The 13,517-nt window shown below is 52.4% G+C and carries 14 protein-coding genes; all 14 read left to right on the forward strand.

Going from position 1 to position 13,517, the window contains the following annotated elements:
• Nucleotides 1-5,279 precede the first annotated feature (5,279 nt).
• Nucleotides 5,280-6,044 (forward strand): triose-phosphate isomerase, encoded by a 765-nt coding sequence (locus FP827_03865; protein MBA3052210.1) that lies wholly within the window; start codon nucleotides 5,280-5,282, stop codon nucleotides 6,042-6,044.
• A complete protein-coding gene (locus FP827_03870; GenBank protein ID MBA3052211.1) occupies nucleotides 6,037-6,657 on the forward strand; it encodes a phosphate propanoyltransferase in 621 nt (206 codons plus the stop codon). Before FP827_03865 ends, FP827_03870 begins: the two co-directional genes overlap by 8 nt.
• Before the next feature lie 9 nt (nucleotides 6,658-6,666).
• Entirely contained in the window at nucleotides 6,667-6,957 is a 291-nt protein-coding gene (gene eutM, locus FP827_03875; GenBank protein MBA3052212.1) for an ethanolamine utilization microcompartment protein EutM, read from the forward strand.
• A gap of 20 nt (nucleotides 6,958-6,977) precedes the next feature.
• Nucleotides 6,978-7,370 (forward strand): BMC domain-containing protein, encoded by a 393-nt coding sequence (locus FP827_03880; GenBank protein MBA3052213.1) that lies wholly within the window; start codon nucleotides 6,978-6,980, stop codon nucleotides 7,368-7,370.
• A gap of 137 nt (nucleotides 7,371-7,507) precedes the next feature.
• Nucleotides 7,508-7,798 (forward strand): ethanolamine utilization protein EutN, encoded by a 291-nt coding sequence (locus tag FP827_03885; protein MBA3052214.1) that lies wholly within the window; start codon nucleotides 7,508-7,510, stop codon nucleotides 7,796-7,798.
• A 31-nt stretch (nucleotides 7,799-7,829) separates the two neighbouring features.
• Nucleotides 7,830-9,248 carry an aldehyde dehydrogenase EutE gene (locus FP827_03890; protein ID MBA3052215.1) on the forward strand — a complete coding sequence of 473 codons (1,419 nt, stop codon included), beginning with the start codon at nucleotides 7,830-7,832 and terminating at the stop codon, nucleotides 9,246-9,248.
• Complete coding sequence (locus FP827_03895) at nucleotides 9,249-9,638, forward strand: DNA-binding protein (protein ID MBA3052216.1); 390 nt, start codon at nucleotides 9,249-9,251, stop codon at nucleotides 9,636-9,638.
• On the forward strand, nucleotides 9,629-10,948 hold the full coding sequence (locus tag FP827_03900; GenBank protein ID MBA3052217.1) for an electron transport complex protein RnfC: 1,320 nt from the start codon (nucleotides 9,629-9,631) through the stop codon (nucleotides 10,946-10,948). Before FP827_03895 ends, FP827_03900 begins: the two co-directional genes overlap by 10 nt.
• A gap of 30 nt (nucleotides 10,949-10,978) precedes the next feature.
• Nucleotides 10,979-11,527 (forward strand): BMC domain-containing protein, encoded by a 549-nt coding sequence (locus tag FP827_03905; GenBank protein MBA3052218.1) that lies wholly within the window; start codon nucleotides 10,979-10,981, stop codon nucleotides 11,525-11,527.
• 12 nt (nucleotides 11,528-11,539) lie between these two features.
• A complete protein-coding gene (gene rpiB / locus FP827_03910) occupies nucleotides 11,540-11,989 on the forward strand; it encodes a ribose 5-phosphate isomerase B (protein MBA3052219.1) in 450 nt (149 codons plus the stop codon).
• A complete protein-coding gene (locus tag FP827_03915; protein MBA3052220.1) occupies nucleotides 11,986-12,423 on the forward strand; it encodes an RpiB/LacA/LacB family sugar-phosphate isomerase in 438 nt (145 codons plus the stop codon). The genes rpiB and FP827_03915 overlap by 4 nt, the downstream gene beginning before the upstream one ends.
• A complete protein-coding gene (locus tag FP827_03920; protein MBA3052221.1) occupies nucleotides 12,420-12,740 on the forward strand; it encodes an ethanolamine utilization protein EutN in 321 nt (106 codons plus the stop codon). The genes FP827_03915 and FP827_03920 overlap by 4 nt, the downstream gene beginning before the upstream one ends.
• Complete coding sequence (locus FP827_03925; GenBank protein ID MBA3052222.1) at nucleotides 12,737-13,030, forward strand: hypothetical protein; 294 nt, start codon at nucleotides 12,737-12,739, stop codon at nucleotides 13,028-13,030. Before FP827_03920 ends, FP827_03925 begins: the two co-directional genes overlap by 4 nt.
• A 398-nt stretch (nucleotides 13,031-13,428) precedes the next feature.
• The coding region (locus tag FP827_03930; protein MBA3052223.1) for a 2-deoxyribose-5-phosphate aldolase at nucleotides 13,429-13,517 on the forward strand (89 nt) is incomplete at its 3' end.

A 13,517-nucleotide genomic window follows, 5' to 3' on the forward strand; every position in this document is an offset into this window, starting at 1 on the left:
ATCAGTTCGGTCAGAATATACAAAGACGCCCAGGCGAAAGGGACCGAAGGCCACGGGGTGTTTTCTCCCTCTGCGGACACGCTCATATCTTCGGGGCAGGAAACTTTCGGCGCCCTTCAGCCCGGTATATGCATAATCACGCTGAGAAATCCCTCAAACCTCAACGAGGAGAGGGCTCAGATCATAGCGGAATCCACTTCCACTTATTTTGTGGCGTTTTCCTTTACGAACTCGGCCGAGGTCGGGGTCACAGCCGGCGTGAATCTGGCGAACTCTTCCGGCATAGAGGCCTATATGGAAGGCATCAACAGGGTCTTTGATTATTATGATTATAACGGCAATTCCCGCAGGGATGAGGGAGAACCGGATATTTACCCGCTGGAATCGGAAACGCCGCCCATCATAGCCACGGTAGACCGCGTGATCGTCAATAAGGCTCATCCCGGCATCACCCAGCTCATACAGGGCTCAAAGAATAATGTCCTTGAGCAGCTCATACTCAGCATCGATCCCCTGACGCCCCGCGCGGCCTGGTGGATCGGCATCACGGTGGAGAAGCTGGGTAATATACCCAACGAGGATGTGGACGCGGTCAAGATCTGGAAATACAATTCGGGCACTGTTGATCAGGCGGGGAATCCAGTTGTGAACACTTCTACATCCGGGCCGACAGGAGTGAAAGACGTGCTCGTGGCTAAAGCGGAGGGCGATCTCGTGTCCAACACTTACGGAGCATTCACATCCACTTCTGTTACCATCCCCTTTGACGAGGCCAGCTGGCAGGAGATCTCGCTGAGCAATAAGAATTACCTGATCGCTTATGACCTTGACCCCTTTGCCGAAGTGGGTAGCAAACTGGGCCTTAATCTGGCTACGAAGGACAATTTACAGGTTGAGCCGGTAGATGAGGTGAAAGACGAGAATTTCCCGATCAAATTCCCGGCCATTGAAGTGAAAGAGTATGCCGACAATGTCACCTTTGTTTTCAGCGACGCCACGGCTCTCATAGCGGACAAGCAGATAAATCAGGGAGATGTAAATCTGCCTATCCTCGCGTTAAATGTCAAAACCAACCAGTCGGACGCTTTCTGGAAGAGTATTATAATAGATCAGGCCGGTTCCGCGGGGGATGAGGATATAGATAACATAACCATCTGGCTGGATAAGGACAATAACCTGAAATTCAATGCGACGCTGGATGAAATGATATCGTCCGGCACTTTCCATAACGGCCAGGCGGCATTCACCTTTGCCGGCCACGAAGCCGCCAGAAGAATAGGGCCCGTGAACACCGTCTCTTACCGCACGGAGGTGCAGAACAAAGCTTATTTTATCAATCTCTCTCTGTCCGACACGGCGACGCCGGCGAAAACCATAGCCCTTAAAATAGAAGGAGACCCTCTGCTTGGCTATCTGGGTGTTTCTTCTCCCAACAAGATAGATGCTTCTTTCGCGGCCGCCGGAGGTTATCTGCTCCCGTCAAAAGAGATCAAGGCCTCGCCCCGCACCCTTTTCGTGGAGGGGGAATCCCTCGCGCCCGAGACCGTTTATCAGGGCACGGATGATGTGGTGATGATGAAACTCTCAATGTGGGTTTCAGGTTATGAGATACCCTGGACGAAACTGCAGGCCGCCAGATCCGGCACGGGCCTTGATGAAGATATAAATAGAGTCAGATTGTACAGGGACGTTCAGGTGCCCGGCCAGCCCAACTACGGCGAATGGGGCGGAGGGGATCATCTTGTCGCGACCGGTGTTTTTGACGGCGGGATATGTCTCCTGGATTTCTCAACGCCCACAGCGTCAATAGAGATCATACCCGAAACGACCATGTATTATTTTATCCTTTTTGATTTTGCCAACAGCGCCACGCCCGGGGCGTTTACGGGACTGAGGATCAATTCCAACAGCGCGTTCCAGGTGGAAACGCCTCACAATGTCTATAATTTCTCTCCGGAGATAACCTCTGTTCAGGCGCAGCAGCTGGCCACGACCGACACGCTGGAGGTTCTCACACTCGATCCCATGGTCGCCGAAGTGACGCAGGGGGACAGGAATGTGTCCTTCGCGCGGCTGACGCTGAGGACTGACTATCATGACGCGGTGGTGCAGGCGGTGCGTATATACAGGACGGGCAGCGGAATAGACGGCGATATAGAGGCCATAAAGATCTACAGGGATCTCTATGAGGTGGACGGCGGCGGCGTTGAGGGTGTCCTTGACAGCTGGGATATAAGATATGACACGACGACTTACACATATCCGGGCCTTATCAATTACGGCAATGAGGTGTTTATCGACGGCGTCGCCGACATAACCCTCAAGATCCCGCAGAAGGTGGGCACCTCGGCGGATGAAATGGATAAAACGTATTTTGTGGCTTTTGATATAGCCAATCTTGCCTCAGTCGGCAAGAGCGTGGGATTCAGGATACTGCCTCCAGGAACCAGCTCTTTTAAGGTGATCGAGCCCGATCGGGTGCAGGATAAGAATTTCACAACCATGGGCGCTGTTATCAGGGAATATCCGGATACCGTGACGGTCGCCCCGTGGAGAGATTCTTCGGGGGCGGGCGTGGCCCCGAACGAAGTTGTGCAGGGCCAGAAAAATATTCTTGTGGAGAAATTCTCGCTCACAACCCGCACCTCCCAATTGGGAGATCCCGAGTCCGAGGCTGTCTGGACGGGTATGCGCTCGGCTCTCGGCGGCGATGTGCCCGACCGCTATATTGAAAAGGTGAAGGCCTACAGGGATCTTGACGGCGACGGCCTCTATGACTCTGCGAAAGACCAGCTCATAGGCCATGCGGGCGATCCCGCCACGGGCTCTCCGGCCTATGTCAGCGGAGCCGTGAACATACTTTTTGTGAATGAGCGCGTGACATCACCAGATATAAAAAGCGCTTACACGGTGGGGAAGGATTACATGAACTGGCCGGTGAACAAATACGCGGGCTATACAATTGAGATCACGACGGGAACAGGGGCCGGCCAGAAGAGGACTATTGTTTCAAACACCTCAACCATTTTCACGATAACGCCGGCATGGGACACCATCCCCGATCAGAGCTCCGTCTTTGAAATCAAAACCATCCAGACGATAGGGACGGTGGCCAAAAATTATTTCCTGGTTTATGATCTTTCCATCAACGCTCCGCCGCTGGCGACGCTCGCCTCCAGGTTCACATCCCCGTCATATTTCTTTGTGTCGCAGCCGAATGTGGTTCTTTTGAAAGACAATCTGCCGATAGAAAGCAGTGAGGCGACAATAAAACCGGCGGTGATAAACATGAAACTCACAGGCACGGCTCCGCCCTCCTGCCTGCAGGGTGAACTCGCCGTGCCGATGGCGGCCATGGAAATTTATGTCTCTTCTTTGACCGTGAAATCCGCGGAAGGCAAGCCGGAGCTCCGGAAGATAAAAATGTATCTCAGGTTTACCGGAGGTTCGGATGTGCCGGCAACCTATGACGCCAATATCAGCGCCGTGCTCGTTTATGCCGACAGCAACGGCGACGGGAAACTGACGAGGGTCTGGAACACCGGGACCCTGAATTACGAGATCTCCGGAGATTCGCTGATATCAAGCGGTAATGACGCGTTCAGCGGCAATTTGTGCGAAATCAATTTAACCTCCCCGCTTGTCCTGAAGACCGTTCCGTCGAAGATATTCATAGCTTTTAATGTGTCGCCCGCGGCTAACACCAATGATTCGGTGGGAATAGACATAGGGCATTTCACCAATGACTGGATAGGGATCAATCCGCCGGAAAGGATTATTAATGACGGCTCGTTCACGTCCGCTTTCTCTCTGATAAAGAGCCAGTACCGCCCGACGACACCAGTCGTTACCATGGGGAGCGTCTGGACCAACAGAGGCACCGAGGTGAGCGCCGCATGGGAATCTTACGCGACGCTGGGAGTGGTGGAGACGAGATATGCCATAGGCAGAATAGCCGGCGGAACCGAAAACCTTTCATGGCAGAGCGTGACAATACCCGTTTCGGAATGGACGCAGGACTTCACCTCTTCCGTCACGGCCCGGGTGGAAAAGCCGTTGTCGGCGAGAAATTATTTCTTCTCCGCGCAGGCAGTGGGCAGAAAACTGGTTGGGACCACATTCACGACAGAGGAGAGCGAAACAGGCTACGCCCAGTTCTTTGTTGATATGACGAGCCCGGAATCGCCGGCGCAGCCGACAATATCCGCGCAGGAGACATCGTCCAATTACTGGATTATGTGGGTGCCGTCCTATGACATATATGAGGATGCCGCCGGTGCGGCCAATAGAGTCACAATGGGCATGACAGCTGAGCTTGCCAGCGAGCTGGCGGCTTCGGGCTACACTTACAAGGCGGATGAGAACGGCGTGATGACTCTCTATACATCCGACGGCGTCGCCGTCAGTGAACCCTTCTCGGGTTATTACGAATTGAGCTCCGGGGCCAAAGAGAGGGTGCTCGCCAGCGGAATCCGTTATTATCAGCTGCAGGAACAGGCCGACACTTCCGCTAAATGGCACACCATATCATCCAAGATTCCTCTGGGCACAAACGGTTATGAGATAGGTTCCTCGCTGACTTCATATGAAGACGGGTCCGCGAGAAAGAGCGCGGCTAGCTTCTACCGCTACAGGATAAGGGCTTTGGACAAAGCGGGCAATTCTGGCGAATGGTCGCCTGTTTCCGCCGCGCATCAGGCGGCGCCGCCGATGACAGGGATATCACAGGTGTCGAATTATCCGAATCCCGTGGACGCGACAAAATACGGCGACACCACGATAGCTTATACGCTGAGTGAACCGTCTACAGTGGATATCACGCTTTATGATCTCCTCGGGAAAAAGGTTTATTCATGGCATTTCTCTCCCAATGAAGAGGTGTTCTTTGAAGACGATCCAAGGACAGGGGATTCCCGTTCCGGAGGCGGTAAGTCCGGGCCGAACAAGATAGCGTGGCATCTCAAGAACGAGGTGGGCAGAAAGGTCGCCAAGGGCGGCTACATCTGTCACATCAAGGTCGCGAATTCACAGGGCAGTTTTGAGAAGACCTATAAAATAGCCGTCATCAGATAACTCAGACGGGGACAGTCCCCATTAGAATTTGACAAAGAGAAAACTTTTTGATAAAAAAGACGATGAAACTTATACAGTATGAGGACATTCTGTCCGCAGCGCGTACCGGCGGAAAACTTTTTACCGATGGGAAATACATGCTCACCCCCCTTGCAAAGGAGGCGTTAAAAAGGCATAATGTGGAAATTTTGAGCGGAGGTTCTTCAATGAGAAAAATTATAATCGCGGGCAACTGGAAAATGAACATGAGTAATGAGGAGGCTGTCAAGTTATCCCGGGCTGTGGCCTCCGGCCTGGGGGATTTATCCTCGCGCGGCAGAATAGCCGTGATGTGCCCCCCTTTTACGGCACTGAATTCCGTTGCGCCATCTATATCCGGCGCGAAGGGCCTTTATCTGGGCGCGCAGAACATGTTTTATGAGGACAATGGCGCTTATACGGGAGAGGTATCCGCGGATATGCTGCTTTCCTGCGGCTGTTCGTTCTGCATCATAGGCCATTCCGAAAGGAGAAAATATTTTGGCGAAACCGATGAGACGGTGAACAAAAAGGCGAAGAAAGCTCTTGAGAAATCATTGACGCCGGTAATATGTGTGGGGGAAACTCTGGAAGAAAGGGAATCTTCTCGCGCTTTTAATGTTGTGAAAAAACAGATCACCGGCGCTCTTCAGGGGATTTCAAAAGAAGATATCGCTAAAGTTGTGATAGCCTATGAACCCGTGTGGGCCATAGGCACCGGCAAAACCGCCTCGCCCGAACAGGCCCAGTCTATGCACGCGTATATAAGGGAGCAGATAGCGGGGCTTTCCGATGGCGTTGTTGCGCAGAGTGTGTCAATTCTTTACGGCGGCTCAATGAATCCCTCCAATGTCAAAGGTTTGCTTGAATGCACCGATATAGACGGCGGCCTTATAGGCGGAGCCAGCCTCAAGGCGGAAGATTTTCTGAAGCTCGTTCATTTTGATGATTGAAGCGAAAACAATAGCGGAGAGTATAGCCCGGAAGCTGCGCCGCGCGTCAAAACCCGTCATCTGCAATGTGTCCAACAGGCATGTGCACATCACGCAGGAGAATTTCAGCGCGCTTTTCGGACAGACCTACGCCATGAGGAAACTTAAAGATCTGATGCAGCCCGGAGAATTCGCTTCCAAGGAACTGATCGAAATAGCCGGGCCCCGAGGGAGCATAAAAAAGGTGCGGATACTCGGCCCTTTCAGAAAATACACGCAGGTTGAGATATCCCGGACTGACAGTTTCAAGCTCGGCGTTTCCGCTCCTGTGAAGGAGTCCGGGAAAATAAGCGGCTCCTCGCCACTCAGGCTCGTAGGCCCCGCGGGAGAGATAGAACTAAAGGAGGGTTGTCTTGTCGCTGTCCGGCACATACACATGACTCCCGCCGACGCGAAGGAGCTGGAACTGAAAGACGGAGAGACGGTGAGGATTGAAATAAACGGAAAACGCGGCGGGATTATGGGCGACACCCTTGTGCGGGTTTCGCCGAACTACGCCCTGGAATGCCATATAGATACGGATGAGGCCAACGCTTTTGATTTTAAGAGCGGCGGCTGGGTTTATGTTGTTTAGGAGGTAAAAATGGAAGCTCTCGGAATGATTGAAACGAAAGGTCTTGTGGCGCTTATTGAGGCGGCTGATGCCATGGTGAAAGCGGCCAATGTCCAGATCGCCGGTTATGACAAAATAGGCGGCGGTTATGTCACTATTTGCGTCAGAGGAGAAGTCGCCGCCTGCCGCGCCGCGTGCGAAGCGGGAGCCGCTTCCGCCGGGAGAATCGGTGAGCTCGTGTCTGTTCATGTAATTCCCCAGCCTCACGGTGACCTGGAAGGCAAGCTCCCTATTTCTCTTCCCGGAAGCAGAAAGAAATAAGACGGTAAGGCGCTGATCTGATGCTGAACCGCGCGAAGCGCTTCGTCCGCCGTGGCGAATCTGCCTCCGGAGGATCGTCCCTGGGGATGCTGGAGACACGCGGCCGTCTTGCGCTGATAGCCGCATCCGACGCTATGGCGAAAGCAGCGGGCGTTGAGGTGCTGAGTACCGCGAAAACGGGAAAAGGTTTTACCACTGTTTTCGTGCGCGGGGATGTGGCCAGCTGCCAGGCCGCGTGCGAAGCTGGAGCGCTTGCCGCGTCGGAGTTGGATTCTCTTGTGGCGGTCCATGTTATAGCCCAGCCGCATCCGCAATTGAAAGAGCACTGGCCGGAAATAATAGAAGTGGTGAGTCCCTCGACTTCGCTCGGGATGCTGAGCCTGTCGAAGCACGAAGCCGAACCAAAGTGGTGAGCCCATTCGACTCGCTCTGCTCGCTCAGGGTCGAACCCAAAGTGGTGAGTCCTTCGATTTCACTCAGGATACTGAGCCTGTCGAAGTACGAAGTCGAACCAAAGTGGTGAGCGAAGTCGAACCAAAAGGAGGCAATAATGCAATTTGCCAGAGTTATAGGTAACTGTGTCTGCACGGTGAAGGACGCGAAACTGCCTAAGGAAAAACTTCTTGTCATTCAGCCGGTGGATTCGTCGCTCGAGAAAGCGGCGGGCTCCCCCCTTGTGGCCATAGATGTCGTCGGGGCCGGCAACGGCGAGCTGGTGCTCTTTGTTTCCGGTTCATCGGCGAGGCAGACGACCATAACGGAAAACAAACCCACCGACTGCACCGTTATGGCGATAGTGGATTATGTTGAAAAAGACGGTAAGCTGATTTTTTCGAAGTAGGCGTTGATGCTGCCCTTGCGGCGGAGGTTTTATGGATAATGCGGATATAGAAAAAATTGTTGATGAGGTTATGAAAAGAATACCGGCCTCTTCCGGAGCTGCTTTGCCCGCGGAGATTTTACCCGGTCCGCTTTTTGACACGATGGATGAGGCGATTTCCGCCTCGGTCAAAGCTCAGAAGTTTTTCCAGGATCAGGGTGTGGAAAAGCGCGTGAAAATAATAGAGGCGATCCGCAAGGCGGCTCTTGAGAACGCCGAAGCTCTCGCGAGCGCCGCTCAGATTGAAACAAAGATGGGCCGCACCGCCGATAAAATAATCAAAAATAAACTGGCCGCCGAGAAAACACCCGGCGTTGAAGATGTGCGGCCCGGCGCTTTTACGGGAGACCACGGAATGACCCTGGTGGAATACGGGCCCTTCGGCGTTGTGGGCTCGGTGATACCGTCCACAAACCCGACATCCACGGTGATAAACAACACGATAAGTATTTTGTCCGGAGGCAATTCCGTTATTTTCGCGCCTCATCCTTCGGCAAAGAATTGCTCGCTCAAGGCGATAAGTATTTTACAGAATGCCGTTAGTTCCACAGGCGGCCCCGGCGCGCTCATCTCCGCTATGAAAAAACCCTCTCTTGAAGGGGCGGAAATGCTTTTTGACGACCCTAGGGTCAAGCTCATGGCTGTCACCGGCGGCCCCGCCGTGGTGCGGCGGGCGATGAGGAGCGAAAAAAGAGTGATAGCGGCAGGCCCCGGAAATCCTCCCGTCGTGATAGATGAAACGGCTCAGTTTCCGAAATGCGCCGCGGATGTTATTAGCGGCGCCTCTTTTGACAACGGCGTTTTGTGCACCGCTGAAAAAGCCGTCATCGTCTGTGAAAAGGCCTGGGACAGTTTTATATCCGCCATGCGCGCCGACAGCAGGGCTTTTGAACTCAACGCCGGGCAGTTTGATGCGCTCACGATTGCGGCGATCAAAGAGCCGGCCACTCCGGAAAAGAGTGAGGGTGTTGTCAACAGGGATTTTATAGGCCGCGATGCCGCCGTTATAGCAAAGGCGATAGGTATAGAAGTTCCATCAACAGTGCGGCTTTTATGGGCCGCGGTTCCTCAGGCGCACCCCTTTGTCTGGACGGAACAGCTCATGCCCGTGCTTCCCGTGACCATGGTGGCGGATATTGACGAAGCCATTGAGCTGGCAGGAAAAGTGGAAGCCGGTAACCGCCACACGGCCGTTATGCATTCCACAAATGTGGACAATCTTTCCAAAATGGCGCGCGCCATGCAATGCTCCATATTCGTTAAAAACGGGCCTTCTTATATGGGGCTCGGCATGGGAACAGGCTACGCGACGCTTACAATTTCCACTCCGACAGGCGAAGGCCTCACGAAGGCCAAGGATTTTACCAGAGAGCTGCGCTGCGCGCTTGTGGATAATTTCAGGATCGTATAGATGATCATAAGAAGTCTCAAACACGGCGCTGATTTGCGCGAAGAGATAGAACGGGTCTGTAAAAAAGAGAAGGTCAAATCGGGATGGTTTAATGTTATCGGAGCTTTGAAGGGGCTGTCTCTTGCTTTTTATGACCAGAAAAAAAAGGAGTACGGGGAAATTGAACTTCGAGGCGCGTGGGAAATAAGTTCCTGTATGGGAAATATTTCTCTCAGTGACGGAGAGATCTTTGCGCACGCACATATAAATGCGGCTGATGAAAAAGGGAATGTAAAAGGGGGGCATCTGCTGAAGAGTGAGATCTTCGCCGCGGAGCTTGCGCTATTTCCTTCGCGTGAAATTCTGAAAAGAAAGTTTGATAAAACGACAGGTTTGAAATTATGGAAGTAAACAGAGAAGAGATAATAAGAAAGGTGGCTGCGGCGGGCGTTGTCGGCTGCGGCGGCGCGGGCTTCCCCACACATGTTAAGATAGCGGCCCCTGCGGATTTTGTCATAGCCAACGGCGCGGAATGCGAGCCGCTGCTGAAAGGTGACCAGTATTTGATGGCTGAACACGCCTCCGAGATTGTGAGGGGAATAAAGTATGTCATGCAAACTTCAGGAGCCCCCGCCGCTTACATAGGGCTCAAAAAAAAGTACCGCAGACAGATAGAAGCTCTCAGCAGAGTCCTGGCGCCGGGCATTAAAGTTTTTGAGATGGAAAATGTTTATCCCTCCGGCGATGAACATGTCATGGTAAATGAGATAACAGGACGGATCGTTCCCGAGGCGGGTATCCCTATCAATGTGGGTTGTATTGTTGATAATGTGGGAACACTGATCAATATATGCCAGGCGGTGGAGAAGGGAAAAGCCGTAACCCGTGTGAATGTCACGGTTACGGGAGATGTGGAAAATCCTGTTATAGTCCGCTGCGCCGTCGGCACCCGTGTGGCGGATATTGTCGCGCTTGCCGGGCCGCGCAAACAGAACCATACGCTGATAAACGGCGGGCCCATGATGGGAGACATAATAGATGATGATTTTTGCGTTACCAAGACTGCCGGAGCCATCCTTGTTCTGCCGGGCGATTCATCCCTCGTGGCCAAAAAAATGAGGACAGCGCAGGTCTCAAAGCGCAGGGCGAAATCAATATGCGAGCAGTGCATGGATTGCACTCTGGTCTGCCCGAGGAATCTTCTGGGCCACCGTATATTCCCGCACAAAATAATGAGGATGAATTTTTTCGCATCGCCCGAGTTTAATGAGATCAGCTCGGGAAGTTTCCTCTGTTCCCAGTGCGGCCTTTGCGAGGCAGCCTGTCCGCAGAACCTTTCTCCGAGGGCGGTTTTTAAATCCGTTAAAGAGGAACTTGTCAAAAAGGGGCACAAGAATCTGCTCGCTTCATCGGATCTCCGCACGCATAGCGAAAGAGCGTTAAGGCAATTCTCCTCTCATCGCCTTGTCCAGAGACTGGGGCTTGCGGAATTTGATAAATCCGCCGGATTTTATCCGGAAGAGATCGTGCCGGATAAAGTAAAAATAGCTCTGCATCAGAATGTGGGGCTCCCGTCTTTTCCCGTTGTGAAGCCGGGCGCGGAAGTGAAGGAAGGCGATATCATAGCGAAGGCGCCGGAGAAGGCGTTAGGGGCGAATCTGCACGCCAGCATATCGGGTACGGTGGTGAAAATTGACGAAAAATATATTTATATCGGTTAAAATGAAAAAAGGGATAAAGAGGAGTGCTATATGGAAGCTGCGATAGGTTTGGTAGAACTGTGTTCCATTTCCAGCGGATTTGAGGTTGCTGACGCTATGCTCAAAATGTCGGGAGTTGAGCTCGTGGAAGCGCATCCTGTCTGCCCCGGGAAATTTATAATTCTTGTTACGGGAACTCTTTCAGATGTTGCCAGCAGCATGGATAAGGGGATAGATATGGCGGGGGAATTCCTGGTGGATACGCTGACCATCCCGAATGTTCACACTGAAGTTATAAGGGCTATCCGGGGAATCACGGATGTTTCAGAGATAGAATCTTTAGGATCGGTGGAGACGATGTCCGTGGCCGCGTGCATTGTCGCCGCGGATGCGGCCAGAAAAACAGCGGATGTCAGTTTGATAGAGATACGCATAGCGATGGGCATCGGCGGCAAAAGTTATTTCACCCTCACCGGAGAGGTGGGTGCGGTGAAGACGGCCGTTAACGCCGCCTGTAAAGCGGTCGCGGGCGACGGGATCATAGTACATAAGATGGTGATTCCTCAAGTCCACCCCGATATGAAAAAAGTTGTTTTATAAAGGAGAAAGATCATGAATATAGCCATGGGGTCCGATCACGGTGGATTTGATTTGAAAGAGTATCTTAAAGCGGCTCTTCAGAAGAAGGGGCATACGGTTGTAGATTTCGGTTGTTATTCTCTTGAGGCCGTGGATTATCCGGACATAGCTTTTCTTGTAGCGGAAGCTATGAAAGATAAAAAATACGACAAAGCCATTCTCATAGACGGCACGGGCGGCGGGATGACGCTGGCGGCAAATAAAGTGAAGGGGGCCAGGGCCGTGTGCGCTTATAATGAGATGACGGGCGCCTTCGCCTCGGAACACGATGACGCCAATATCCTCTGCCTGGGCGGCAAGATGATAGGAGAACTGCTCGCCGAGAAAATAGCGGAGGCCTATATAAACACGCCTTTCGGCGGCGCGCGCCATCAAAGGCGGCTGGATAAGATCGTCGGTATTGAAAGGAAATATTTTAAATGAAAATTGCCGTGGCTTCCGATCACGCCGGTTTCAAGATCAAGGAAAATATTAAAAAATATTTGGCGGACAAGGGGTATACGGTAGAAGATTTCGGCGCCCCGGGCGAAGAATCTTTTGATTATCCGGATTCCGCGTATCCCGCGGCCAGGTCCATAGCCGAGGGAAAGAATGATAAAGGCGTGTTTGTGTGCGGCTCCGGTAACGGGGTGAATATAGCGGCCAATAAAGTAAAAGGCATCCGTTCGGCGCTCGCGTATAACAGGGAAGTAGCCTCCTTTGCCGCCGCCGATACAGGCTGTCAGGTGATCTGTTTCGGGGCGAGGTTCATGGGTATGGATATGATTAAGGAATGTATAGATGCCTGGCTTTCGGCGCCGGCGCCCGCGGAAAGGCATCTCAGGAGAATAAATAAAATAAACGGGGGAGAAAGATGAATGCCGCTAAAGTTATAGGCCGTGTTGTAGCCACGGCGAAATGGAAAACACTGGAGGGGAAAACACTGCTGCTCCTTCAGCCCACGGACTGGTCGGGCAGGGCGTGCGGCGACATTATCGTAGCCGCTGACAGCGTCGGGGCCGGCGCGGGGGAATTCGTTTTTTATGTTAAATCCAGAGAGGCCTGCTTTTCGTGGCTGTCGGGGAATAAACAGTTGCTGGCTGAAATGCCGCCGCTTGACGCTACGGTTATGGGTATTATAGACGGTGTGGATATGATAGATGAGCCGGATGCCGGAAAGAAGCGCGTAAAATGAAAATATGTAAAGTGGTGGGAAATGTTTGGGCGACGAGGAAACAGGCGTGCCTGGTAAGTTACAAACTTCTTCTTGTCGCACCCTATGACACGGAAACGGGGAAAACGAAAGGGGAAACCGTCATGGCTGTTGATGTCGTCGGAGCCGGAAAGGGTAATATAGTGCTTGTGAATGACGAAGGCAATTCCGCCAGAGGAATGCTTGAGAAACCCGTCGCGGGGATAAGAACTGTCGTCTGCGGCATAGTTGATGAGACCTTGCTTAACGGAAAGCATAGAAAATTTCATTAGGAGGAAAAATGGATAGAAAAGAAGTTGAACAGATCGTGAGGGAAATTTTATCGCAGAATCAGAAGAGCCCCGCATCGGGTAAAATGGCTCCCGTAATCAATTACGCCTCGCCTGTCACTTACGGGTCTTCCGGCAAGCCGGTTTCCAATAATGTGAAAGTCACTATCGGGACGGCCGGTAAAATTTTTTCAAATGACGGGTTTACGCCGCTTAAACAGCAGGCGTCTTCCCGTGAGTTTAAATGCCCTTTGCTTGAAGGGACAGTCAGCGAATGCATAGGCTGCGCGCAGTGCGTTGTCACCCGTCCTGAGGACGTAAAGGCGATAATGCAGGCTGGCGCCTCAAGGATATCGGCTCTGCATCCGGAAAACGGATCCTATGATTCGATCCTCGCCTCGATGATAGATCACACGCTCCTTAAAGCCAATGCCACCCAGGAACAGGTAGGGAAATTGTGCGAAGAGGCTAAAAAATATCATTTTGCAAC

The sequence above is a fragment of the Candidatus Omnitrophota bacterium genome, from assembly GCA_013791745.1.
Classification (GTDB): domain Bacteria; phylum CG03; class CG03; order CG03; family CG03; genus CG03.